General features: G+C 67.4%; 20 protein-coding genes. 13 read left to right on the top strand and 7 right to left on the bottom strand.

What is annotated here, in order from left to right; genetic code table 11:
* Positions 1 to 34 precede the first annotated feature (34 nt).
* Positions 35 to 1,402: an amino acid permease gene (locus WS75_RS21795; RefSeq protein ID WP_059683057.1), complete on the top strand. Its 1,368-nt coding sequence runs from the start codon at positions 35 to 37 to the stop codon at positions 1,400 to 1,402.
* 160 nt (positions 1,403 to 1,562) lie between these two features.
* Here WS75_RS21795 and WS75_RS33750 read toward each other — a convergent pair whose 3' ends face one another.
* Positions 1,563 to 1,724 carry a hypothetical protein gene (locus tag WS75_RS33750; protein WP_011884072.1) on the bottom strand — a complete coding sequence of 54 codons (162 nt, stop codon included), beginning with the start codon at positions 1,722 to 1,724 and terminating at the stop codon, positions 1,563 to 1,565.
* A 242-nt stretch (positions 1,725 to 1,966) separates the two neighbouring features.
* Here WS75_RS33750 and WS75_RS21790 point away from each other — a divergent pair, with 242 nt between their 5' ends.
* Genes WS75_RS21790 through WS75_RS21780 form a run of 3 tightly spaced genes read left to right on the top strand, consistent with a single transcriptional unit; the run spans position 1,967 to position 5,454 of the window.
* Positions 1,967 to 3,010, top strand: coding sequence for a Fe(3+) ABC transporter substrate-binding protein (locus WS75_RS21790; protein ID WP_059683054.1), 1,044 nt, complete (start codon positions 1,967 to 1,969; stop codon positions 3,008 to 3,010).
* Positions 3,000 to 4,676 (top strand): ABC transporter permease, encoded by a 1,677-nt coding sequence (locus WS75_RS21785; RefSeq protein WP_059683052.1) that lies wholly within the window; start codon positions 3,000 to 3,002, stop codon positions 4,674 to 4,676. Before WS75_RS21790 ends, WS75_RS21785 begins: the two co-directional genes overlap by 11 nt.
* A 4-nt stretch (positions 4,677 to 4,680) precedes the next feature.
* Positions 4,681 to 5,454 (top strand): ABC transporter ATP-binding protein, encoded by a 774-nt coding sequence (locus tag WS75_RS21780; RefSeq protein WP_059683050.1) that lies wholly within the window; start codon positions 4,681 to 4,683, stop codon positions 5,452 to 5,454.
* A gap of 80 nt (positions 5,455 to 5,534) precedes the next feature.
* On the opposite strand, the gene WS75_RS21775 is transcribed toward WS75_RS21780, so the two are convergent.
* The 4 genes from WS75_RS21775 to WS75_RS21760 form a co-directional block, all read right to left on the bottom strand.
* Positions 5,535 to 6,005, bottom strand: a complete 471-nt coding sequence (locus WS75_RS21775) for an Lrp/AsnC family transcriptional regulator (protein ID WP_006754321.1) — start codon at positions 6,003 to 6,005, stop codon at positions 5,535 to 5,537.
* A 286-nt stretch (positions 6,006 to 6,291) separates the two neighbouring features.
* Entirely contained in the window at positions 6,292 to 6,933 is a 642-nt protein-coding gene (locus WS75_RS21770) for an NAD(P)-dependent oxidoreductase (RefSeq protein WP_059683049.1), read from the bottom strand.
* A gap of 138 nt (positions 6,934 to 7,071) precedes the next feature.
* Positions 7,072 to 7,527, bottom strand: coding sequence for an Rrf2 family transcriptional regulator (locus tag WS75_RS21765; RefSeq protein WP_059603397.1), 456 nt, complete (start codon positions 7,525 to 7,527; stop codon positions 7,072 to 7,074).
* 90 nt (positions 7,528 to 7,617) lie between these two features.
* Positions 7,618 to 8,046: a hypothetical protein gene (locus WS75_RS21760; RefSeq protein ID WP_059603394.1), complete on the bottom strand. Its 429-nt coding sequence runs from the start codon at positions 8,044 to 8,046 to the stop codon at positions 7,618 to 7,620.
* A gap of 193 nt (positions 8,047 to 8,239) precedes the next feature.
* Here WS75_RS21760 and WS75_RS21755 point away from each other — a divergent pair, with 193 nt between their 5' ends.
* From WS75_RS21755 to WS75_RS21720, 8 genes are all read left to right on the top strand, one after another.
* Entirely contained in the window at positions 8,240 to 8,575 is a 336-nt protein-coding gene (locus WS75_RS21755; protein WP_059683047.1) for a hypothetical protein, read from the top strand.
* 242 nt (positions 8,576 to 8,817) lie between these two features.
* Positions 8,818 to 10,011, top strand: a complete 1,194-nt coding sequence (locus WS75_RS21750; RefSeq protein WP_059683046.1) for an ammonium transporter — start codon at positions 8,818 to 8,820, stop codon at positions 10,009 to 10,011.
* A gap of 194 nt (positions 10,012 to 10,205) precedes the next feature.
* A complete protein-coding gene (locus tag WS75_RS21745; protein WP_059683045.1) occupies positions 10,206 to 12,164 on the top strand; it encodes a PhoX family protein in 1,959 nt (652 codons plus the stop codon).
* A gap of 564 nt (positions 12,165 to 12,728) precedes the next feature.
* Complete coding sequence (locus WS75_RS21740) at positions 12,729 to 13,553, top strand: IclR family transcriptional regulator (RefSeq protein WP_059683042.1); 825 nt, start codon at positions 12,729 to 12,731, stop codon at positions 13,551 to 13,553.
* Between the two features lie 239 nt (positions 13,554 to 13,792).
* Positions 13,793 to 15,166 carry an MdtA/MuxA family multidrug efflux RND transporter periplasmic adaptor subunit gene (locus WS75_RS21735; RefSeq protein WP_059683040.1) on the top strand — a complete coding sequence of 458 codons (1,374 nt, stop codon included), beginning with the start codon at positions 13,793 to 13,795 and terminating at the stop codon, positions 15,164 to 15,166.
* Positions 15,167 to 15,181: 15 nt separating this feature from the next.
* Positions 15,182 to 18,301: an MdtB/MuxB family multidrug efflux RND transporter permease subunit gene (locus WS75_RS21730; protein WP_059683038.1), complete on the top strand. Its 3,120-nt coding sequence runs from the start codon at positions 15,182 to 15,184 to the stop codon at positions 18,299 to 18,301.
* 3 nt (positions 18,302 to 18,304) lie between these two features.
* On the top strand, positions 18,305 to 21,613 hold the full coding sequence (locus WS75_RS21725; protein WP_059683037.1) for an efflux RND transporter permease subunit: 3,309 nt from the start codon (positions 18,305 to 18,307) through the stop codon (positions 21,611 to 21,613).
* Positions 21,614 to 21,729: 116 nt separating this feature from the next.
* On the top strand, positions 21,730 to 22,113 hold the full coding sequence (locus WS75_RS21720; protein WP_059683035.1) for a VOC family protein: 384 nt from the start codon (positions 21,730 to 21,732) through the stop codon (positions 22,111 to 22,113).
* Between the two features lie 115 nt (positions 22,114 to 22,228).
* Here WS75_RS21720 and WS75_RS21715 read toward each other — a convergent pair whose 3' ends face one another.
* Positions 22,229 to 23,653, bottom strand: coding sequence for an NYN domain-containing protein (locus WS75_RS21715; RefSeq protein ID WP_059683033.1), 1,425 nt, complete (start codon positions 23,651 to 23,653; stop codon positions 22,229 to 22,231).
* Positions 23,654 to 23,907: 254 nt separating this feature from the next.
* Here WS75_RS21715 and WS75_RS21710 point away from each other — a divergent pair, with 254 nt between their 5' ends.
* Positions 23,908 to 24,537 carry an NAD(P)H-binding protein gene (locus tag WS75_RS21710; RefSeq protein WP_059683031.1) on the top strand — a complete coding sequence of 210 codons (630 nt, stop codon included), beginning with the start codon at positions 23,908 to 23,910 and terminating at the stop codon, positions 24,535 to 24,537.
* 90 nt (positions 24,538 to 24,627) lie between these two features.
* Here the strand turns inward: WS75_RS21710 and WS75_RS21705 are convergent, their stop codons facing one another.
* Positions 24,628 to 25,179: a peroxiredoxin gene (locus WS75_RS21705; protein ID WP_059683030.1), complete on the bottom strand. Its 552-nt coding sequence runs from the start codon at positions 25,177 to 25,179 to the stop codon at positions 24,628 to 24,630.
* Between the last annotated feature and the right edge of the window lie 178 nt (positions 25,180 to 25,357).

Here is a 25,357-nt window from a genome sequence, read left to right as displayed (position 1 = left end):
ACCCGGTCTGTCGCATAACGATTTCGGAGACTCAATGAAGAACTTGCAGCGCCATCTGAGCGCGCGGCACATCCGCTTTCTCGCACTGGGCTCGGCGATCGGCACCGGCCTGTTCTACGGCTCGGCGTCCGCGATCCAGCTCGCGGGCCCGGCGGTGATCCTGGCCTACATCCTGGGCGGCGCGGCTGTCTACATGGTGATGCGCGCGCTCGGCGAGATGGCCGTGCGCGAGCCCGTCGCCGGCTCGTTCGGCCACTATGCGACCGAAAACCTCGGCCCATTCGCGGGCTTCGTCACCGGCTGGACCTACACGCTTGAAATGGTGATCGTCGCGATCGCCGACATCACCGCGTTCGGCATCTACATGGGCTTCTGGTTTCCGGATGTCCCTCAATGGATCTGGGTGCTCGGCGTCGTCGCGGTCATCTGCGGGCTGAACCTGTGCCATGTGAAGGTGTTCGGCGAGCTCGAATTCTGGCTGTCGCTCATCAAGGTCGGCGCGATCGTCGCGATGATCGGCGGCGGCGTTGCGATCCTGCTGACCGGCATGCATTTCGGCCATTCGGCCGACGTGCCGACGTTCGCGAACCTGTGGAACCATGGCGGCTTCTTCCCGAACGGGATCGGCGGGTTGATCGCGTCGCTGTCGGTCGTGATCTTCGCGTACGGCGGCATCGAGGTGATCGGGATGAGCGCCGGCGAGGCCAAGGATCCGGAGCGCGTGATTCCGCGCGCCATCAACGCGGTGCCGGCGCGCATCCTGTTGTTCTACGTGCTGACGATGGTCGTGCTGATGTCGATCAGCCCGTGGACCGGCGTCGGCAGCGACGGCAGCCCGTTCGTGCAGATCTTCTCGGCGCTCGGCGTGAAGTCGGCCGCGACCATTCTCAACCTCGTGGTGATCAGCGCGGCGATCTCGGCGATCAACAGCGACATCTTCGGCGCGGGCCGGATGATGTTCGGGATGGCACGGCAGGGCCAGGCGCCGCGCGTGCTGATGAAGACGTCGCGGCACGGCGTGCCATGGGTCACCGTGCTCGTGATGGCCGGCGCGCTGCTGATCGGCGTGGTGCTCAACTACCTGATGCCGAAGGACGTGTTCCTGGTGGTGGCCGCGATCGCGACGTTCGCGACCGTGTGGGTGTGGCTGATGATCCTGCTGTCGCAGGTCGCGATGCGCCGTCGCCTGTCGAGCGCGGAAGTCGCGGCGCTGAAGTTCAAGGTGCCGCTGTGGCCGGTCGCACCCGCGCTGACGATCGCGTTCATGGCTTTCGTGATCGTGATGCTCGGCTGGTTCGAAGATACGCGCGTCGCGCTCTACGTCGGCGCGGCATGGCTCGTGCTGCTCGCGGTCTTGTTCTACGCACGAATCCGCCCGAAATTTGCGCCTGCGTCACGTTGACGCACGGCTGACCCTGCCACGCGGCGCGCCGGCTTCGGCGCCCACGCCCGTCCCGGCGCGATGCCTCGCGCCGCGCACCACTTCCACGCTTCCTGCCGTTCCTGCGCATCGCTGGCGGCCCGACCGGGCTGCCCAGCGATCATGCGCATCCGCGCCGGCGTCAGTGCGACGCGGCGCTCGCGGCCTCGGCCGGATGGGCCTCGTCGTACGCGTGCTTCTGCGAGATCGCGTTATACATGATCGTCCCGATCACGAGCAGCACGGCCACGACGATCAGGATGCTCACGTTGCGGACAGGGTTCTTCTTGCGCTGATCGTTCATGATCGGTACGGCTCCGTCGATTTCGTTGAAGCGGGCATTCTACGCGCTTGCGCACGCGCTGCGACGCCCCGGTAGCGCCCCCTCCTCCCACCTTCCTCCCTGCTTTCCGCAACCTTTCATTTGATAATCATTCCCATTCCGATCTAGAATCCGAAATCTTTCGTTTTGTAATGTTTCGGGTTGCTCGGGCGGCAGGCACGCCCCGGAACGCTTCTTCGTCCGCCTGCCTCATCGGAGTCTTCATGTCGAACCCGCGCACCCGCCTGCTGCCGCTCGCCGGCGCCCTCGCCCTTGCCGCCGCCGCATTCGCGCCACTCGCCCACGCGGCCGAGGAAGTGAGCCTGTACACCACTCGCGAACCGAAGCTGATCCAGCCGCTGATCGACGCGTTCACGAAACAGAGCGGCGTCAAGGTCAACACGGTGTTCGTGAAGGACGGCCTGCTCGAGCGCGTGAAGGCGGAAGGCGCGCAGTCGCCGGCCGACGTCCTGATGACGGTCGACATCGGCAACCTGCTCGACCTTGTCGACGGCGGGCTCGCGCAGCCGGTGCGCTCGAAGGTGCTCGACGATGCGATTCCCGCGAACCTGCGCGGCGCGCAGGGTGACTGGTACGCGCTGTCGCTGCGCGATCGCGTGCTGTACGTGGAGAAGGATCTGAAGGTCGACGCGTTCCGCTACGAGGATCTCGCCGATCCGAAATGGAAGGGCAAGGTCTGCATCCGCTCGGGGCAGCATCCGTACAACACGGCACTCGTCGCGGCGATGATCGCGCACGACGGCGAAGCCGCGACCGAGAAGTGGCTGCGCGGCGTGAAGGCGAACCTCGCCCGCAAGGCGACGGGCGGCGACCGCGACGTCGCGCGCGACATTCTCGGCGGCATCTGCGACGTCGGCCTTGCCAACGCGTACTACGTCGGTCACATGAAGAACGCAGAGCCGGGCACCGATGCGCGCAAGTGGGGCGACGCGATCAAGGTCGTGCGGCCGACGTTCGCGAACGCGAAGAGCGGCGGCACGCACGTGAACATCAGCGGCGCGACGGTCGCGAAGCACGCGCCGCACAAGGCCAACGCGGTGAAGCTGCTCGAGTACCTCGTGTCGCCGGAAGCGCAGGCGCTGTATGCGCAGGCGAACTACGAATATCCGGTGCGCGCGAACGTGAAGCTCGATCCGGTGATCGCGAGCTTCGGCACGCTGAAGGTCGACCCGCTTCCGCTGACCGACATCGCGAAGCACCGCAAGGCGGCCAGCCAGCTCGTCGACAAGGTCGGCTTTGACAACTGACGCAACGTTCGTCCGCACGCGCCGCCGGCCGCTCCGTTCGCGCGCGGGCGGCCTCTGGCTGGGCGCGGCCGTCGCGATCGCGGCGGCGGTCGCGGCGCCGCTCGCGGTGCTGGTCGCCGCCGCGTTCGGCGCCGATCTCGCACACTGGAAGCATCTCGCCGAGTTCGTGCTGCCGCAGGCGCTCGTCAACACGCTGCTGTTGCTCGCGGGCGTCGGCGCGATCGTCACGGTGGTCGGCACCGGCTGCGCTTGGCTCGTCACCGCGTACGATTTTCCCGGCCGCCGGATGCTGACCTGGGCGCTGCTGCTGCCGCTCGCGGTGCCCACCTATATCGTCGCATTCGCCTATCTCGACCTGCTCCACCCGATCGGTCCCGTGCAGGGCGCGATCCGCTGGCTGCTCGGCTTCGACAGCCCGCGCCAGTTCCGTCTGCCCGACCTGCGCTCGCTGCCCGGTGCGATCTTCGTGCTCGGCTTCGTACTGTATCCGTACGTGTACCTGAGCACGCGCGCAATGTTCGTCACGCAGTCCGCGAGTCTTCTCGAAGCCGCGCGCACGCTCGGCGCGGGACGCATCGCGACGTTCTGGCGCGTCGTCGTGCCGCTCGCCCGGCCCGCGATCGCCGTCGGCGTGAGCCTTGCGCTGCTCGAAACGCTGAACGACATCGGCGCATCGGAATTCCTCGGTGTGCAGACGCTCACCGTGTCGGTCTACACGACGTGGATCACGCGCTCCGATCTCGCCGGCGCCGCGCAGATCGCGCTCGCGATGCTCGCGATCGTCGTCGGCATGATCGTGCTCGAACGTTACGGGCGCCGTCGCCAGCGCTACGCGCACGGCCGACGCATGCGTCCGGTCGCACCGCGCAAGCTGACGGGCGCGGCCGCGTGGAGCGCCGCCGCGCTCGGCTGGCTACCGGTGCTGCTCGGCTTCGGCGCGCCGGCCGCATACCTCGCGGTCGAGACCGGCAAGCGGCTGCATCTCGTCGGCGGCGTATCCGCTCAATTGATGACCGGCCTCGCGAACACGCTGACGATCGCCGCCGCCGCAACCGTCGCGACACTCGCATGCGGGCTCGTTGTCTCGTGGGCGGCGCGCGCGCAGCGCGACAGCGCGCGTGCGGGCCCGGCCCGCGTGTGCGCGCGAATCGCGAGCCTCGGCTACGCGGTGCCGGGCACCGTGCTCGCGATCGGCCTGCTGATCCCGTTCGCGGCGGCCGACCGGCTGCTCGGCGCGGCGCTGGGCCGTGACGGGCTGCTGCTGATGGGGTCGGCGGCCGCGCTCGTGATCGCCTACACCGTCCGCTTTCTCGCGATCTCGGCCGGCAGCATCGAAGCCGGCCTCGCGCGCATTCCGCCGTCGCTCGAACACGCCGCGCGCTCGCTAGGCGAGACGGCCGGCGGCACGCTGCGCCGCGTGCACCTGCCGCTGCTGCGGCCCGCGCTCACGACGAGCGCACTGCTCGTCTTCGTCGACGCGATGAAGGAGCTGCCGGCGACACTGCTGCTGCGCCCGCTGAATTTCGACACGCTCGCGACCTGGCTGTATGCGGAGGCCGCGCGCGGCACCTATGAGGAAGGCGCGGTCGCCGCGCTCGCAATCGTGCTGGCCGGGCTCGTGCCCGTGATCCTGCTCGCGCGCACCCGCCACAAGATCGGAGCCTGACACCGTGAACCTGCTCGAACTCGACGACCTCTGCGTCGCCTATGACACGCCGCACGGCCGCCGCACGGTGGTCGACGGGCTGAGCCTCGCGCTGCCGCGCGGCGATATCGGCTGCCTGCTCGGCGCATCGGGCTGCGGCAAGACCACCGTGCTGCGCGCGATCGCGGGCTTCGAGCCCGTACGCATGGGACGCATCGTGCTGGACGGCACGCCCGTTGCGGCGCCGTCGCTCGACGTGCCGCCCGAGCGGCGGCGCATCGGGATGATGTTCCAGGACTATGCGCTGTTCCCGCACCTGAGTGCGGCCGACAACGTCGCATTCGGCCTGCGGCTCATGCCGAAGGCCGAGCGGCGCGCGCGTGTCGCGGACATGCTCGAGCTGGTCGGGCTCGCCACTTCCGGCAACGCGTATCCACACGAACTGTCGGGCGGCCAGCAGCAGCGCGTCGCCCTCGCCCGTGCGCTCGCGCCGTCACCGGAGCTGCTGCTGCTCGACGAGCCATTCTCGAATCTGGACGTCGATACACGGGAGCGGCTCGCGTTCGAGCTGCGCGACATCCTGAAGCGCACGGGTCACACCGCGATCCTCGTCACGCACAATCAGGCGGAAGCGTTCGCGATCGCCGACCGGATCGGCGTGATGAAGGATGGCCAGCTCGCGCAATGGGACACGCCGTACGCGCTGCACCACCATCCGGCCAGTCCGTTCGTCGCGGAGTTCGTGCGCCGCGACGCGCTGGCAGACGAACGCGCACGCGCGCTGTCGCGCGGCCGCTGACCGGGCGACAACGGCGCGCGTTGGCGGCGCACACACGTCACATCCGTGCGCACCAACGCGATCCGTTGCCGTCCCGCGCGCTAAGCCGGCTCGGACAGATCGCGCACCGGCAGCGCGGTCGAATACTTGATCTGCTCCATCGCGAACGACGAGCTCACGTCGAACAGCGGCACCGCGCGGATCAGTTGCTTGTACACGCGATCGTAATCGTCGATGCCGGCCACCACGACCCGCAACAGATAGTCGGTCTCGCCGCTCATCCGATAGACCTCGACGACTTCCGGCATGTCGCGCACGGCCTGCGTGAAGCGCTGCGCCCACTCCTCGGTGTGCTGGTTCGTGCGAATCGCGACGAATACGGTCGTGCCGACACCGAGCTTGCGCGGATCGCACAGCGCGACCTGCGCACGGATCGCGCCGGTTTCCTTGAGCCGCTGCACGCGCTTCCAGCAGGGCGTCTGCGACAGGTTCACGCGCTGCGCGAGCTCCGCGATCGGCAAGGTGGCATCTGCCTGCAACAGCTCAAGCAGTTTGCGATCGATGGCATCCATTTACCCAGTCCCTCGTAGATAGAAATTTTTTCTATGCAACCTGCATGACGGGGAACAATATGGAAACCGTTGCGCGGCGTCGACCGGGATAAATACCAATCAGGCCGGGAAGAATCCGCATCACGCACGATCCCGTGCGCAGCGGCCCATCGATCATCGGCACACCAGACGAAACAGGCGATTCCACCCGTCGAGGTGGAATCGCCTGAAGTCGTTGCGGCTGCGCTGCCTGGCCAGCCGCTCACGACGAATACGGCACCTGCGCGCCGCCTCGCCGTGAGACCGCTCAATACGCGACCGTCGCGATCTCGCGCACGAAGCCGTGTTGCTCGAGCGCATCCACGAACGCGACCGCATAGTCTTCGGCCGAGATCCTGCTGTTGCCCTCTGCGTCCACGATCAGCTTGCCCACGCCCGTGCGGAACGTGCCGGTGCGCTCGCCGGGCGCGATCAGGGCCGCCGGCGCGAAGAACGTCCAGTCGAGATCGCCGACCGTTTCAAGATAATCGAGCGCATCGCGGTGCGCGAGCGCGACCGCCTTGTACGCGTCCGGGAAACCTTCGGTGTCGACCAGCTGCTTGCCCGGCGCAACTTCGAGCGAACCGGCGCCCCCCACCACCACGAGCCGCTTCAGGCCCGCCTGGCGCGTGCTTTCCACCAGCGCCTTCGCCGCGGCGACGATCTTCGCGGGATCGTCCTGCTTCGGGCTGTACGCGCTCGCGACGACGTCGTGGCCCGGCAGCGCGGCCGCGATGCTGGCCGCATCGAATAGGTCGGCAGCCTTCGCCGTGATGCCGTCGCCGGCCGCGCCCGGATGGCGCGACAGCGCCGTCACGCGATGGCCGCGGCGCACGGCTTCCGCGGCGATGCGCGAGCCGATCATCCCGGTGGCGCCGAACAGTGCGATGTTCAAGGTACGTTGCGTCATGTCGATTCTCCAGAAATAAAAAGCAACTACAGCGATTACATATCAGACCGAAAAAAAAACGGAGCAACACTCCGTCGTGCCGGCCGCCGCGCATGCGCGTCACCCGGCCTCCTGCCCGGCATCATCCATTGCCCGCGATCACCCGCCGGCGCTTCCCGCCGGCCGGCTGCGCTGCTCCGATTCGAGCACGTCGGCCGTGACGTCCGCGAGCGTGCGCGTGGCAAGCGATGCTTCCATCGCGCGCTGCGCGTCGCCGATATAGTCGATCAGCACGCCCTGAATGTGCCGCCCGACGAGACACGCGGGATTCGGCGCCTCGCGATGCAGCGCGAACAGTTGCGCATCGTCGACCGCGCGATACACGTCGAGCAACGTGATCTCGCCGGGCTCGCGCGCCAGCAGCGCGCCGCCGCCCGCGCCGAGCTGCGACGTGGTCAGCCCCGCGGCCGCCAGCATCGACAGCAGACGGCGAATCAGCGCCGGATTCGTGTTCACGCTACCCGCGATGATGTCGGACGACAGCGGCGCACCTTCCTGCATCGACAGCAACGCAAGCACATGAACGGCAAACGCGAACCGGCTGCTGGTATTCATTCCTCACTCTCTCGGTGACGCCGGCTCGAACGGCAGCCGGCGACGATGTGTAACCATCATAATTACATATTGCGGATTCCGCAAGGGCCTTCACTCGCCGCTGGCCGGCTTCGCACCCGACGCGTTCTGCTGGCTCCACTGCTGCAGCTTCTTGCCGGCTTCCGCCATCTTCGCGCCCGCTTCCGATGCCGCGTGTGCGACGACGGCGGAAGCGGCCGCATCGATCTGCGCCTGCGCGGCGGACGCGAGGCCGCTCGCCGACAGCGGCGGCACGGCCGAGGCCGCGCTCGCGATGCCGGCCTTCGCGGCATTGATCTGCTGGTTGACGGTGCTCGCCACCTGGTCGAGCGCCTTGGCCGCGTTGTTCGCGGCATCGGCGGCCGCGCTGGCGGCCGTATCGGGTTGCGTGGCCGGCGTGCCGGATTTCTCGCAGCCTGCGAGCAACAGCACCGCACCGACGGCCGCGGCCGCCAGCACGGACCCGGGCACGCGACGCGCCGGCCAAGTCTTCATCTTCATCAGCAATCTCCGGCCGTGCGCCGCACGGCCTGAATGGTTGGACCAGCGTCGATGATACCGCCTGTGGAACAGGGCCAATGACGACTCGTGATTAAAAATACCTTTCAATTTCAGATTTGTCTGATTCAATCGCAGGCGTGCCGAGACTAAAGTGGGCAGGCTTCAATCCGCTCCGTCTGCTTCCCGTTTCTTCATGGCTTTCCTCATCGACTGGTTCATCGCGCTCGCCACCGCGCTCGCCGCCACCTTGTTTCTGTGCCTTCGCTCACCGTCCGCGACGCGCCTGCGTGCCGCCGGGCGCCCGCGCCGCGTGGCGTGCGCCCGCCTGCTCGCTCAGGCGGTGATCGGTTTCTGGACGGCAGCGCTGATCGTCGCGCAGGGCATCCTTGGCCCGGACGGCGACGGCCAGTCGCACGCCGGCTTCGCGGCGCTCGCATTTGCCGCACTCGGGCTCACCACCGTCGCCGCCTACTGGTGCGCCTGCGCATTGCGCCTGCGGCGCTCACGCGTGCTGTTCGCCCGCCGCTGACGCGCCAGACCGGTGCATCGCGGCGCACCACGCCACGCATTGCACGCACCATTTGAGCCCTCATCGCACCACGTGCGTGCAACTGCTGCGACTCCGGGCCCACACGCGCCTGCCCGGCTGCCGTGCACGCATCGCCGGCATGCCGCATCGCACGGCCTTTCGCACCACTTGCACGCACGCGCTCACCAAGTTGGCTCGATATTTGCATTCCTTGCCCGTTTTTTGCGCAAGGAAGCCACGGCATGGATGGTCTGAAATCCGGCGTCGATACACTGTTCCTCTTGATCGGCGCCGTCATGGTGCTCGCGATGCACGCGGGCTTCGCATTTCTCGAGCTCGGCACGGTCCGCAAGAAGAACCAGGTCAACGCGCTCGTAAAGATTCTGGTCGACTTCTCGGTGTCGACGCTCGCGTACTTCTTCATCGGCTATACGATCGCGTACGGCGTCGAGTTCTTCGACGATATCGGCACGCTGTCGCAGCACAGCGGCTACGCGCTCGTGCGCTTCTTCTTCCTGCTGACGTTCGCGGCGGCCATTCCCGCGATCGTGTCCGGCGGCATCGCCGAACGCGCGAAATTCAATCCTCAGCTCGTCGCGACGCTGATCATCGTCGGCTTCATCTATCCGTTCTTCGAAGGGATCGCATGGAATGAACGCTTCGGCGTGCAGGGCTGGCTCACGCAGGCCTTCGGCGCGCCGTTCCACGATTTCGCGGGCTCGGTCGTCGTGCACGCGTTCGGCGGCTGGGTCGCGCTGCCGGCCGTGCTGCTGCTCGGCGCACGCCACGGCCGCTATGCGAAGGACGGCCGGATCGCCGCGCACCCGCCGTCGAACATTCCGTTTCTCGCACTCGGCGCGTGGGTGCTCGCGGTCGGCTGGTTCGGCTTCAACGTGATGAGCGCGCAGACGCTCGACAAGATCAGCGGCCTGGTCGCCGTGAACTCGCTGATGGCGATGGTCGGCGGCACGCTCGCCGCGTGGCTGGCCGGCCGCAACGATCCGGGCTTCACGTACAACGGCCCGCTCGCGGGCCTCGTCGCGGTCTGCGCGGGCTCCGACGTGATGCACCCGATCGGTGCGCTCGTCACCGGCGCGGCAGCCGGCGCGCTGTTCGTCGCGATGTTCACCTGCGTGCAGAACAAGTGGCGCATCGACGACGTGCTCGGCGTGTGGCCGCTGCACGGAATGTGCGGCGCGCTCGGCGGCCTCGCGGCCGGCGTGTTCGGGCAACCCGCGTTCGGCGGCCTCGGCGGGGTATCGTTCGTGTCGCAACTCATCGGCACGCTCGGCGGCATCGCAATCGCCACCGCCGGCGGCACGCTCGTGTACGGCGCGCTGAAGGCGACCGTCGGGCTGCGCCTCGAGCGCGAAGCCGAATTCGACGGCGCCGACCTGTCGATCCATCGCATCTCGGCGACGCCCGAGCGCGACTGAGCGCGAATACGCGTCCGATCGGCGTCCGGCAGCCCGCCTGACGGACGCCCTAACGCATCATTACGTTTTCAATTCAAAAAACTTTCATCGAGCGCCCCTAAACTTCGGTCCAGTTTTCAACTTGCCTTCGCAATGCTTGCTGATCGCCTGCTGCGCGAAAGGCGATTCTTCCAACATTCGAAACTGGACTCCACATGCCCGCGTTGCCCAATGCTTCCCGTCGTCAGGCCCTGAAGATCCTCGCCGGCGCGCCCATGCTGCCTCTTTCCGGCCTCGCACTGCCGGCCCTGCTGACGGGCTGCGGCGGCGACGACAATCCGGCTTCGACGCCGGCCGCCGCCGCGTACACGTCGGCTGCGTTCTCGACGATGGCCGCACCCACGCTCGACAACGCGGCCGCGATGGCCGCGACGACGGTCGGCTCGACGCTGTCGGTATCCTTCTCGGACGGCTCGTCGCGCAACTTCAAGCTCGCGTACCGGCCGTTCTTCGTGACGGGCGACATGGTGCCGGACGGCAAGGGCGGCACGACGCTCGCGGGCGGCTACTACGACATCAACAACCAGCCGATCATCGATCGCTCGGTGGCCGGCAAGGAGCGCCAGTTCTATTCCGACTGCCCGGACGGCAGCTCGCTGCTGACGCTGAAGAACGCGAACGTGCCCGGCGTGAAGGGCAACACGGTGTTCGCGGTCGTGCAGTTCGAATACACGACGCGCGACCAGGCGAGCGCGTCGCAGTACGGCCAGCTGCCGTCGCCGATCGCCGTGCTCACGCTCGACCAGGATCCGGCCACCGGCGCGCTGAAGGTCGTGAAGTACCACAACGTCGACACGTCGAAGGCGCACGGCCTGTGGATCACCTGCGGCGCGAGCCTGTCGCCGTGGGGCACGCACCTGTCGAGCGAGGAATACGAGCCGGACGCGACCAAGGCCGCGACCGACGCGCAATTCAAGGCGTTCAGCAAGAACACGTTCGGCGACGAGACGAAGGCGAACCCCTACCACTACGGCCACCTGCCCGAGATCACCGTGAATCCGGACGGCACCGGCACCGTGAAGAAGCACTACTGCCTCGGCCGCATCTCGCACGAGCTGATCCAGGTGATGCCGGACCAGCGCACCGTGATGATGGGCGACGACGCCACCAACGGCGGCCTGTTCATGTTCGTCGCCGACAAGGCGGCCGACCTGTCGGCCGGCACGCTGTACGTCGCGAAGTGGACGCAGACGTCGTCGGCCGGCGCCGGCACCGCGACGCTCACGTGGATCAAGATCGGCCACGCGACCAGCAGCGAGATCGAAACGCTCGCGAACACGCTGAAGGCGTCAGACATCATGGACCTGGTGACCACCGACCCGAACGATGCGAGCTACACGAAGATCCATTTCGGCGGCAAGTTCAACTGGATCCGCGTGAAGCCGGGCATGGAAAAAGCGGCCGCGTTCCTCGAGACGCACCGCTACGCGGCGCTGCTCGGCGGCAGCATGGCGTTCACGAAGCTCGAAGGCACGACCGTGAACGCGAAGGACAAGATCGTCTACACGGCGATGTCGCGGATCGAGACGTCGATGGTCCAGGGCAACGCAGTGTCGCGCGACGTCGCGGTCGACAAGAAGATCGCCTCGGGCGCCGTCTACGCGCTGAACCTGAAGGCCGGCCAGCGCGACACGACGGGCGGCGCGATCGACAGCGAGTGGGTGCCGGTCGACATGGGCGCGCCGGCCGCGCTCGTCGGCGAGGACCTCGCCGCGGCCGATGCGCTCGGCAACCTGGCGAACCCGGACAAGATCGCGAACCCCGACAACCTGAAGTTCTCCGAGAAGCTGCGCACGCTCTTCATCGGCGAAGACTCGGGCATGCACGTGAACAACTTCCTGTGGGCGTACAACGTCGACACGAAGTCGCTCGCGCGCGTGCTGTCGTGCCCGGCCGGCGCCGAATCGACGGGCCTGCACGCGGTCGACGAGATCAACGGCTGGACCTACATCATGAGCAACTTCCAGCACGCGGGCGACTGGGAGTCGCCGCTGCACGACAAGGTCAAGCCGACGCTCGATCCGCTCGTGCGCGCGAACTTCAAGGACCGCTTCGGCGCCAGCGTCGGCTACCTGACGGCCGAGCCGACCAGCATCAAGCTCGCGAAGGCCTGACCGCTTCGCACGAGGGAGTTAGCGCCCTGACCGGGCGCCCCCTTCTTCACGTTTCATTCGTCGGCGCTCCACGCCGGTTTACGCGCGATGCCCATTGCGGGCATCGCGCTTTTTTTTTGCGCGCGCCACGCGCGCGCTGGTGCGCACGAGCCCAGTCGAACAGGCGATTTCAGCGATCGGGGGATAATACGGACCTGACGCGTCCGGCGGACGGGCAAAAAAAAGCGCCACGGAGACCGTGGCGCTAAAAAAGTTCTAGCCATTCCGAGGGCCGTGCTAGAACCTGAGAGACTGCGCGAAACACCGTTGCCAGCTAAACTCCTGAAACGATGTTTCGAAAACGTGAGACATTCTTTCCGTTTCCGCCCGACAAGTCAAGCGGTATTTGCACCAGTCTGTTCACTTTCCGGCAACGCTCACTTGAGCGATTTCCTAATAAACCAAGGGTGAACCCGTAAAATCTCATCCGATGAACGATTCGCCCATGGAACATGCATCTTTTGACAATCATCCTACAATACCAACAAAATTGAAATCGAGTTTCGGAAATAGAGAGAATCCCTCGTGTCGACACCTTTAACCCCTCCCGCGCCCCGAGACCGCGAATCGTCGCCGGACGAGATCACCGCGCTCGCGCGCGGCCTCGCCGTGCTGCGGCGCATCGCGGCCGCCGACGCCCCGGTCAGCAACCGCGAGCTCACCGAATTGACGGGCATCCCGAAGCCGACCGTGTCACGCATCACGGCGACGCTCGTCAGCGCCGGCTTCCTGTTCCAGTTGCCCGACAGCGAGCGCTTCGTGCTGACCGCGTCGGTCCTGGAGCTGAGCCACGGCTTCCTGCGCAACTTCGACATCCGCGCGCGCTCGCGGCCGTTCATGATCGAACTCGCCGAGCGCACGTCGCTGTCGGTGCACCTCGCGGTGCGCGACCGGCTCGACATGGTCGCGATCGACGTGATCCGGCCGCGCTCGGCCGTGCTCGTCACGCGCCTCGAGATCGGCTCGCGGATGGACATCGCGCGCACCGCGGTCGGCCGCGCGTATCTCGCGGCACTGGAGGACGACGAGCGCCGCGCGCTGCTCGACGCGCTGCGCGCGACGGCCGGCGATGACTGGCCGCACGTATCGGCGCGCCTGAACCCCGGTCTCGAGGACGCGATGCGCGAGGGCCATGCGATCGCGATCGGCGAATGGCGTGAAGGGCTGAACGCGGTCGCGGCCGGTTTCGTCGGCCCGTCGGGCCAGCGCTACTCGGTGAACTGCGGCGGCGCATCCAGTCAGTGCCCGCCCGAATGGCTGCAGGAACACGTGGTGCCCGCGTTGCACGAATGCATCGCGAAAATCACCCGCGAGATCGGCGGCGCGCCAGCCCGGCGCAGCGCCGTGTAATCGATCCGTCATCGTCCTGTCGCCTTCTGTAACGACCGTAACCCGTTGAAAGATAGATGACTGGACTGTAACGGGGACGGGACGTAGCATCATGCCCATCGTCGCGCCGCATCCGCGGCGCGCACCGCTCTTTTCTTTTTCCCGCGCGGACTGGAAGGGCCCGGACCGAGCCGGCCCTCCGGCACCGCATGCCCACGCGCCGCTCCACGCCCGCCGCACCGTCTTCCTGACAGAACACGATGGACAACCAACAAAAGCCCACGCCCCCTTCGAAGGATCAAGCCTCCCCCGCCGCGCGCCGCCCGCGCCGCACGCGGGTGATCGGGACGCTCGCGGTCGTCGTCATCGGCGGCCTGCTGTGGTGGCACCCGTGGAACCGTACGCAGGCGGACGCGTCGGCAGCAGGCAACGCAGCCTCCGGCGCGAGCGCCGGCGGCGGTGGCAGCCATCGCGGCCGCGGTGGCCCCGCCGCCATGGCGAACGTTCCGCAGCCCGTGTCGGTCGCGACCGCGACGCAGGGCGAGATGCCGATCGTGCTGTCCGCGCTCGGCACCGTGACGCCGCTCGCGAGCGTGACTGTCAAGACGCAGCTGTCGGGTTATCTGCAGTCGGTCGCGTTCCGGGAAGGCCAGATCGTCAAGAAAGGCGACCTGCTCGCGCAGATCGACCCGCGCCCTTACCAGGTCGCGCTCGAAAATGCCGAAGGCACGCACGCGCGCGACTCGGCGCTGCTCGCGACGGCCCGCATCGACCTGAAGCGCTACCAGACGCTGCTGTCGCAGGACTCGATCGCGTCGCAGACGGTCGACACCCAGGCGTCGCTCGTCAAGCAATACGAAGGAACGGTGAAGACCGACCAGGCGGCGATCGACTCCGCGAAGCTGAACCTCACGTACGCGCGCATCACGGCGCCGGTGTCGGGCCGCGTCGGCCTGCGCCAGGTCGACCCCGGCAACTACGTGACGCCGGGCGACACGAACGGGATCGTCGTGATCACGCAACTGCAGCCGATGAGCGTAATCTTCACGACCTCGGAAGACAACCTGCCGCAGATCGTCAAGCAGGTGAACGCGGGCCAGAAACTGTCGGTCACCGCATACAATCGCAACAACACGGTGCCGCTCGAGACGGGTTCGCTCGAAACGCTCGACAACCAGATCGACACGAGCACCGGCACGGTCAAGCTGCGCGCGACCTTCGACAACAAGGAAGGCCTGCTGTTTCCGAATCAGTTCGTGAACACGCGGCTGCTGGTCGACGTGATCCGCAATGCGACGATCGTGCCGACGGCAGCCGTGCTGACGGGCTCGATCGGCCAGTTCGTGTACGTCGTGAAACCCGACAACACGGTGACGGTGCGCAAGGTCAAGGTCGGCCCGGTCGACGGCGAGCGCACGAGCATCGTCAGCGGCGTCGCGATCGGCGAGCGCGTGGTCACCGACGGCTCCGACCGGCTGCGCGAAGGCGCGAAGATCACGATCCCGGCCGACAAGCCGCAAGGCGCATCGGGCGCGCATGGCACGGGCGCGGCGTCCAGCGCATCGGGTGCGGCCGCCCACCGCGGCGGACATAAGCACGACGCGTCGCAGGCCGCGGCCCCCGCGGCCCAGTAACGCGCGGGCCGCTCGATGAATCCGTCCCGCCTCTTCATTCTCCGGCCTGTCGGCACCGCCCTCCTGATGGCGGCGATCATGCTGGCCGGCCTCGTCGCGCTGCGCTTCCTGCCGCTCGCCGCGCTGCCCGAAGTCGACTACCCGACGATCCAGGTCCAGACCTTCTATCCGGGCGCGAGCCCGGAGGTGATGACGTCGTCGGTCACCGCGCCGCTGGAGCGGCAGTTCGGCCAGATGCCGTCGCTGAACCAGATGTCGTCGCAAAGCTCGGCCGGCGCGTCGGTGATCACGCTGCAGTTCTCGCTCGACCTGCCGCTCGACATCGCCGAACAGGAAGTGCAGGCCGCGATCAACGCGGCCGGCAACCTGCTGCCGTCCGATCTGCCCGCCCCGCCGATCTACGCGAAGGTCAACCCGGCCGACGCGCCGGTGCTGACGCTGGCCATCACGTCGAAGACCTTGCCGCTCACGCAGGTACAGGACCTGACCGACACGCGCCTCGCGATGAAGATCTCGCAGATCGCGGGTGTCGGCCTCGTCAGCCTGTCGGGCGGCAACCGGCCGGCCGTGCGGATCCAGGCGAACCCGACCGCGCTCGCGAAGTACGGGATGAACCTCGACGACCTGCGCACGACGATCTCGAACCTGAACGTGAACACGCCGAAAGGCAACTTCGACGGCCCGACGCGCGCATACACGATCAACGCGAACGACCAGCTCACCAGCGCCGATCAATACAACGACGCGGTCGTCGCCTACAAGAGCGGCCGTCCGGTGATGCTGACCGACGTCGCGAAGGTCGTCGCCGGCTCGGAGAACACCAAGCTCGGCGCGTGGGTGAACTCGGAGCCCGCGATCATCCTGAACGTGCAGCGCCAGCCGGGCGCGAACGTGATCGCGACCGTCGACGCGATCAAGGCGCAACTGCCGAAGCTGCAGGAGACGCTGCCCGCCGCGCTCGACGTGCAGATCGTCACCGACCGCACGACGATGATCCGCGCCGCCGTGCGCGACGTGCAGTTCGAGCTGCTGCTCGCGGTCGGGCTCGTCGTGCTGGTGATGTACCTGTTCCTCGCGAACGTCTACGCGACGATCATCCCGAGCCTGTCGGTGCCGCTGTCGCTGATCGGCACGCTCGCGGTGATGTACATGGCCGGCTTCTCGCTGAACAACCTGTCGCTGATGGCGCTCACCATCGCGACCGGCTTCGTCGTCGACGACGCGATCGTGATGATCGAGAACATCGCGCGCTACGTCGAGGAAGGCGATTCGGGGCTCGAGGCCGCGCTGAAGGGCTCGCGGCAGATCGGCTTCACGATCATATCGCTGACGGTGTCGCTGATCGCGGTGCTGATCCCGCTGCTGTTCATGGGCGACGTGGTCGGCCGGCTGTTTCACGAGTTCGCGATCACCCTCGCAGTGACGATCGTGATCTCGGCGATCGTGTCGCTCACGCTCGTGCCGATGATGTGCGCGAAGCTGCTGCGCCACTCGCCGCCGCCCGAAAGCCACCGCTTCGAGGCGCGCGTGCACCGCGCGATCGACTGGGTGATCGCGCGCTACGCGGTCGCGCTCGAATGGGTGCTGAACCGCCAGCGCTCGACGCTCGTCGTCGCGCTGCTGACGCTCGGGCTCACCGCCCTGCTCTACGTGTACGTGCCGAAAGGCTTCTTCCCCGCGCAGGACACCGGCGTGATCCAGGCGATCACGCAGGCGCCGCAGTCGATCTCGTACGGCGCGATGGCCGAACGCCAGCAGGCGCTCGCGGCCGAGATCCTGAAGGATCCGAACGTCGAGAGCCTCACGTCGTTCATCGGCGTCGACGGCAGCAACATCACGCTGAACAGCGGCCGGATGCTGATCAACCTGAAGGCGCGCGACGAACGCGCCGAGTCGGCCGCGCAGATCATCCGCGACCTGCAGCAGCGCGTCGCGAACGTGACCGGCATCACGCTCTTCATGCAGTCGGTGCAGGACCTGACGATCGACTCGACCGTGAGCCCGACGCAGTACCAGTTCATGCTGACGAGCCCGAACCCGGACGAGTTCGCGACCTGGGTGCCGAAGCTCGTCACGCGGCTGCAGCAGGAGCCGTCGCTCGCCGACGTCGCGACCGACCTGCAGAGCAACGGCCAGTCGGTCTACATCGAGATCGACCGCGCGAGCGCCGCCCGCTTCGGCATCACGCCGGCGACCGTCGACAACGCGCTCTACGACGCGTTCGGCCAGCGCATCGTGTCGACCATCTTCACGCAGTCGAACCAGTACCGCGTGATTCTCGAGTCGGAGCCGAAGGAGCAGCATTACGCCGAATCGCTGAACGACATCTACCTGCCGTCAGCGGGCGGCGGCCAGGTGCCGCTGTCGTCGATCGCGTCGTTCCATGAACGGCCGTCGCCGCTGCTGGTCGCGCACCTGTCGCAGTTCCCGTCGACGACGGTCTCGTTCAACCTCGCACCGGGCGCATCGCTCGGCGAGGCCGTGAAGGCGATCGACGCCGCCGAGAAGGACATCGGCCTGCCCGGCTCGTTCCAGACGCGCTTCCAGGGCGCGGCGCTAGCGTTCCAGGCGTCGCTGTCGAACCAGCTGTTCCTGATCCTCGCGGCGGTCGTCACGATGTACATCGTGCTCGGCGTGCTGTACGAGAGCTACATCCATCCGATCACGATCCTGTCGACGCTGCCGTCGGCCGGCGTCGGCGCGCTGCTCGCGCTGATGATCACCGGGCACGACCTCGACATCATCGGGATCATCGGCATCGTGCTGCTGATCGGCATCGTGAAAAAGAACGCGATCATGATGATCGACTTCGCGCTCGAAGCCGAGCGCGTCGAAGGCAAGCCGCCGCGCGAAGCGATTTACCAGGCGTGCCTGCTGCGCTTCCGGCCGATCCTGATGACGACGCTCGCCGCGCTGCTCGGCGCGGTGCCGCTGATCGTCGGCTCCGGCGCGGGCTCCGAGCTGCGCCAGCCGCTCGGGATCGCGATCGCCGGCGGCCTGATCGTGTCGCAGGTGCTGACGCTGTTCACGACGCCGGTGATCTACCTCGGCTTCGACAGCCTCGCACGGCGCGTGCGCGGCTGGTTCGAACGGCACGGCCCCGGCCGCGACACCGGCAAGCACACGGGCGCATAAGCGATGAACCTGTCGCGTCCCTTCATCACCCGCCCGGTCGCGACGACGCTGCTCGCGCTCGGCGTCGCGCTCGCGGGCCTGTTCGCATTCATCAAGCTGCCGGTGTCGCCGCTGCCGCAGGTCGACTTCCCGACCATCTCGGTGCAGGCGTCGCTGCCCGGCGCGAGTCCCGAGACGGTCGCGACCAGCGTGACGAGCCCGCTCGAGCGGCACCTCGGCTCGATCGCCGACGTCAGCGAAATGACGTCGACCAGCACCGTCGGCAACGCGCGGATCATCCTGCAGTTCGGGCTGAACCGCGACATCGACGGCGCCGCGCGCGACGTGCAGGCCGCAATCAACGCGGCGCGCGCCGACCTGCCCGCGTCGCTCAAGAGCAACCCGACGTACCGCAAGGTCAACCCGGCCGATTCGCCGATCATGATCGTGTCGCTGACGTCGGAGACCTCATCGGCCGCGAAGCTGTACGACGCCGCGTCGACGGTGCTGCAGCAGTCGTTGTCGCAGATCGACGGGATCGGCCAGGTGTCGGTGAGCGGCTCCGCGAACCCGGCCGTGCGTGTCGAGCTCGAGCCTCACGCGCTGTTCCACTACGGAATCGGCCTCGAGGACGTGCGGGCCGCGCTCGCGTCGGCGAACGCGAACAGCCCGAAGGGTGCGATCGAATTCGGCCCGAAGCACTACCAGCTCTACACGAACGACCAGGCCTCGCAGGCGTCGCAATACAGCGACCTGGTCGTCGCCTACCGCAACGGCGCGGCCGTGCGGCTGTCCGACCTGTCCGAGGTCGTCGACGGCGTCGAGGACCTCCGCAACCTGGGCCTGTCGAACGGCAAGCGCGCGGTGCTCGTGATCCTCTACCGCTCGCCCGGCGCGAATATCATCGAGACGATCGACCGCGTGCGCGCGGCGCTGCCGCAGCTCACCGCGTCGCTGCCGGCCGACATCACGGTGACGCCGGTGCTCGACCGTTCGACGACGATCCGCGCGTCGCTGAAGGACACCGAACGCACGCTGCTGATCGCGGTGAGCCTCGTCGTGATGGTCGTGTTCCTGTTCCTGCGCAACTGGCGCGCGACGCTGATTCCGAGCGTCGCGGTGCCGATCTCGATCATCGGCACGTTCGGCGCGATGTACCTGCTCGGCTTCTCGATCGACAACCTGTCGCTGATGGCGCTGATCGTCGCGACCGGCTTCGTCGTCGACGATGCGATCGTCGTGCTCGAGAACATCACGCGTCACATCGAGAACGGCAAGCCGCGGCTGCAGGCTGCGTTCGACGGCGCGCGCGAGGTCGGCTTCACCGTGCTGTCGATGAGCATTTCGCTCGTCGCGGTGTTCCTGCCGATCCTGCTGATGGGCGGCATCGTCGGGCGCCTGTTCCGCGAATTCGCGTTGACGCTGTCGCTCGCGATCGGCGTGTCGCTCGCCGTTTCGCTGACCGTCACGCCGATGATGTGCGCGCGGCTGCTGCGCGAGTCGCACGAGGTGCAGGAGGAAGGCCGCCTCGGCCGGTTCCTCGAGCGCTTCTTCACGCGGATGCAGCGCGGCTACGAGCGCACGCTGTCGTGGGCGCTGCGCCGTCCGCTGCTGGTCCTGCTGATCCTGTTCGCGACGATCGGCCTGAACGTCTACCTGTACATCGTCGTGCCGAAGGGCTTCTTTCCGCAGCAGGACACCGGGCTGATGATCGGCGGCATCCAGGCCGACCAGTCGACGTCGTTCCAGGCGATGAAGCTGAAGTTCTCCGAGATGATGCGGATCGTGCAGGCGAACCCGAACGTGAAGAGCGTCGCGGGCTTCACCGGCGGCACGCAGACCAACTCGGGCTTCATGTTCGTCACGCTGAAGGACCGCACCGAGCGCAAGCTGTCGGCCGACCAGGTGATCCAGCAGCTGCGCAAGCCGCTCGCGGACGTCGCGGGTGCGCGCACGTTCCTGCAGGCCGCGCAGGACATCCGCGTCGGCGGCCGGCAGAGCAATGCGCAGTACCAGTTCACGCTGCTCGGCGATTCGAGCGCCGAGCTGTACAAGTGGGGGCCGCTGCTGACCGAGGCGCTGCAGAAGCGCGCGGAGCTGACCGACGTGAACTCCGACCAGCAGCAAGGCGGCCTCGAGGCGATGGTGACGATCGATCGCGCAACCGCCGCGCGGTTCGGCATCAAGCCCGCGCAGATCGACAACACGCTGTACGACGCGTTCGGCCAACGCCAGGTCTCGACGATCTACAACCCGCTGAACCAGTACCACGTCGTGATGGAAGTCGCGCCGAAATACTGGCAGAGCCCGGAGATGCTGAACCAGGTGTGGATCAGCACGTCGGGCGGCAGCGCGAACGGCTCGCAGACGACCAACGCCGCGGCCGGCACCTTCGTTGCGACCTCGGCCGGCACGTCGAGCGCCGGGACGGCCGCCACCAGCGCCGCGGCGATCGCGTCCGATTCCGCGCGCAACCAGGCGCTGAACTCGATCGCGTCGAGCGGCAAGTCGAGCGCGTCGTCGGGCGCGGCGGTGTCGACGTCGAAGTCGACGATGATTCCGCTGTCCGCGATCGCGACCTTCGGCCCGAGCACGACGCCGCTGTCGGTCAACCACCAGGGGCTGTTCGTCGCGACGACGATCTCGTTCAACCTGCCGCCGGGCGTGTCGCTGTCGCAGGCGACGCAGGTGATCTACCAGACGATGGCGCAGATCGGCGTGCCGCCGACGATCGTCGGCAGCTTCCAGGGCACCGCGCAGGCGTTCCAGCAGTCGCTGAACAACCAGCCGATCCTGATTCTCGCGGCACTCCTGGCCGTCTACATCGTGCTCGGGATCCTGTACGAGAGCTACATCCACCCGATCACGATCCTGTCGACGCTGCCGTCGGCCGGCGTCGGCGCGCTGCTCGCGCTGCTGCTGTTCAAGACCGAGTTCAGCATCATCGCGCTGATCGGCGTGATCCTGCTGATCGGTATCGTGAAGAAGAACGCGATCATGATGGTCGACTTCGCGATCGACCAGACGCGCAACGGCAACAAGTCGTCGCTCGATGCGATCCACGAGGCGTGCCTGCTGCGCTTCCGGCCGATCATGATGACGACGATGGCGGCGCTGCTCGGCGCGCTGCCGCTCGCGTTCGGCCACGGCGACGGCGCCGAGCTGCGCGCGCCACTCGGGATCGCGATCGCCGGCGGCCTGATCATGTCGCAGGTGCTGACGCTCTATACGACGCCGGTGGTCTACCTGTACATGGACCGGTTCCGCGTGTGGGGCGAGAAGCGCCGCAACCGCCGCGGCAATTCCGGCGGACCGGCGGTGGCGGGCGAGTAAGCGGGTAACGGCACGCGGCCGCATCAGGCGGCCGCCGCTTGACGGGCTTGCACACCCACCGCGATCGGCTATCGTGTGTCCATGCCCATCCTCGCACCCCGTTCCGGGGACCCGTCATGAACACCCAGCTGAACCATACGATCGTCTGGTGCCGCGACAAGCATGCGTCGAGCCGCTTTCTCGCCGAGCTTCTGGAACTGCCCACGCCGACACCATTCGGCGCGATGCTGGTCGTCCAGCTCGACAACGGCGTGTCGCTCGATTTCTACGAGAAGGCGGGAGACATCACGGCGCAGCACTATGCATTTCTGACCGACGAAGCCGGCTTCGATCGCGTGTATGCGCGCATTCGCGAGCGAGGGCTGCCGCACTGGGCCGATCCGGCCAAGCGGCAGCCCGATGACATCTACCGCCATAACGGCGGCCGCGGCGTGTATTTCGACGATCCTGACGGTCACTTCCTCGAAGTGATGACCCAGCCGTATGTGCTGAACGGATAACGGAACGCATCGGCCGGCGTTGCGCCGGCCGACGTGACGGCACGCGCAACGGGCGCCCGGCCGCGGGTGGCGGGTGGTGCCGTCGCGTCGGGCACCGGCCCCCGCCCTGCCGCCGTTACTCGGCGGCAGCCGCCGTCTTGCGCGGACGACGCGCGCGGGTCGCCGTCTTGCGAGCCGGCTTCTTCGGCTTGGTGCCGGTGGGTGCTTCACCAGCCGCTTCCCCGGCCGGCTCGGCCGCCGGTACGGCCGGTGCTGCGTCGTGCGACGGCTGCGCGGCGGGTGCCGCCGCGACGTGGTCGTCGGCCGTCGGCGCCGCATGCTGCGCCGCAACGTGTCGGTCGTCGCCATGCTCCGCGTCGCGATGTGCCGCTTCGGCGTGCTTGCCGTCCGCGCGCGCGTCGCCGCCGTGCTTCGCGCCGGCGCCCTTCTTCGCACCGGCCTTCTTCGCCGGGCTCTTGCGCGCGCGCTTGCGGCCGTCCTTCGCGTCGCCGTGCGTCTCGACCGCTTCGGTTACTTCGGCTGCTTCGGCCGCCTCGCTCGTCACGTCGACGATCGCCTCTTCCATGTCGACCTGCTCGCGTTCGGGCGCGGCCGCTTCCGCGCGCTGCCCGCGACGTCGCGCCCCACGCTCGGCCGGCGCCGGCTCCGCGTGGCGTCCGCCATGACCGTGGTGCGCGCCGCCCGTGTCGCGGTGCGCCATCACCGGTTCGGCCACGGCCGGCTGACGCGGCCGCGACACGAACGCGCCCGACTTGTCGTCGCGGCCCACTTCGAGCAGGCCGCGCGCCTGCGCTTCGTCGAGCAGGTTGCCAAACGCGCGGAAGCCGTAATACGACTCGTTGAAGTCCGGCTTGCGGCGCTTGATCGCGCTCTTGAGCACCGACGCCCAGATCTTGCCGACGTCGTCGCGCTCCGATGCCAGCGCATCGAACGTCTCGACCGCGAGCGCGATCGCCTCGCTGCGGCGCACTTCCAGCTCCGGCTTGCGCGACGGCTCGTCGGGCCGCTTCGCGCCGCCGTTGCCCGTGCGCTGCTGTTCGCGCTTCGCCAGCGCGCGCTGCTGCTCGCGCACCAGGTCGTCGTAGAAAATGAATTCGTCGCAGTTCGCGACCAGCAGGTCCGACGTCGACTTCTTCACGCCGACTCCGATCACCTTCTTCGCGTTCTCGCGCAGCTTCGACACGAGCGGCGAGAAATCCGAGTCGCCGCTGATGATCACGAACGTGTCGACGTGCGACTTCGTGTAGCAGAGGTCGAGCGCGTCCACGACGAGCCGGATGTCGGCCGAATTCTTGCCCGACTGGCGCACGTGCGGAATCTCGATCAGTTCGAAGCTCGCCTCGTGCATCGACGCCTTGAAGCCCTTGTAGCGCTCCCAGTCGCAATACGCCTTCTTCACGACGATGCTGCCTTTCAGCAGCAGCCGCTCCAGCACGGGCTTGATGTCGAATTTCTCGTACTTCGCGTCGCGCACGCCGAGCGCGACGTTCTCGAAGTCGCAGAACACGGCCATGCTGACGTTGTCCAGGGGTAATGCCATGTGTACTCCAACCGGTTGGTCGCCGCGTTGTATTGCGTAGCGGCGAAGAATGCATCGCGCACATGATAGCCGGTCGGCGGGTCGATTCCGCCATCCATGCGCGCGACCGCGCGGATAACAGGTTGCGGCGCCGGCCGTTACCGAGTGGTACAGCCCCAATTACCCGCGCGCCGCCGCCCCAAATCGACATACACTTGAGTATCGGTCGTCCGTCCCTATCTGGGAGGATGACGCATCGCGCAAGGAGCGGTTTCATGACGACGAAGGTATTGCTGATTGGCGCGACCGGCCGCACGGGTCGGGCCTGCGCGGATCTGCTGCTCGAGCAGCCGGAATTCGAGGTGACTGCGCTGGTGCGCCGGCATGGCTATGCGCTGCCGGGCGCGAAGGTCGTCGAGGCCGATCTGACGGGCGATTTCTCGCACGCGTTCCAGGGCATCACGCACGTGATCTACGCGGCCGGCTCGGCGGAATCGGAAGGCGCCGCCGAAGAGGAGCAGATCGACCGCGACGCGGTCGCGCGCACGGCCGAGCATGCGCTTGCCTACAACGTGCAGAAGCTGGTCGTGATCAGTTCGCTGAGCGCCTACTGGCCGGAGCGCAGCGGCGACGTGCTGCGCCACTACTCGCAGATGAAGCGCGAAGGCGACGAGCGCGTGATCGCGTCGGGCATCGACTACGTGATCCTGCGCCCCGGCCCGCTCGCGGACGGGCCAGGCGTCGGCAAGATCGCGCTGACCGAGGAACCACTCGACTCGGCGCCGCCGGTGTCGCGCCAGGACGTCGCATGGGCCGCGATCGAGGCGATCAAGCTCGGCATTTCGCGCAAGGTGGTCGGCTTCGTCGGCGGCAGCGTGCCGATCGAACAGGCGTTGCGCGCGTAACACACGCCCGAGCCGCCACGGGGCGGCGCATTTCGTCGTGCCGGCGGCCCGCAATGCGGGCCGCCCGACTGCGCGCCTGCTGCCTCCGGCTTACTGCTTCGGATGCGCGTCGGCCCACGCCTTCACCGCGCCGAGCGTGTTCTCGACGTGCTTGTCGGGCGACAGGCTCGTGTATTCGTACAGCACCTTCCGCTCCGGTGAAATCACGTAGGACACGCGGTTCGCACGATCGAGCGCGCGCAGCTTCGCGTCGTATTCGCGGATGATCTTCGCGTCCGGATCGGCCGCGACCGGGAACTTGCTGCGGCACTCGCTCACCGAGAACTTCGTCAGCGTGTCGATGTTGTCCGCGGATACGCCGATTACCGTCGCGCCGTAAGCCTTGTAACGATCGACCGCGTCCGCGAACGCATGGGCCTCGATGGTGCAACCCGTCGTGAACGCCGCCGGGTAGAAGTACAGCACGACCGGCCCGTGCTTCAGCGCATCGGCCAGCGAGTACGCGTACGTCTTGCCGCCCAGCGACGCCTGCGTCGTGAAGTCGGGCGCCGTGTCGCCCGGCTTCAGTTGCGCCTGCGCAACCAGCGCATGGCCGGCCACCATCAGCGCCGCCGCGGCGCCCACCAACAGTTTTCGCTTCATCTGCGTCCTCATTTCTTATAAAGTCAGCCTCGATGTAGGCCACACCGGCGTTCGACTGTCGAACGCCGGTGTGCATGCCCCGGTCCGGCGGCAGCGCCAGCCGCGGCCGACCGGTTAAAGATTCCGCGTAGTCTGCCGTTATTCCTTCCGGACAGCCGGTTCCAGCCCTTCACGTCAG

It is taken from the genome of Burkholderia sp. FL-7-2-10-S1-D7, assembly GCF_001524185.1.
In the GTDB taxonomy this organism is placed as follows: Bacteria; Pseudomonadota; Gammaproteobacteria; order Burkholderiales; family Burkholderiaceae; genus Burkholderia; species Burkholderia diffusa.
Note: the sequence above shows the minus strand (reverse complement) of the source record. Positions and strands in the feature narration are given on the sequence as shown.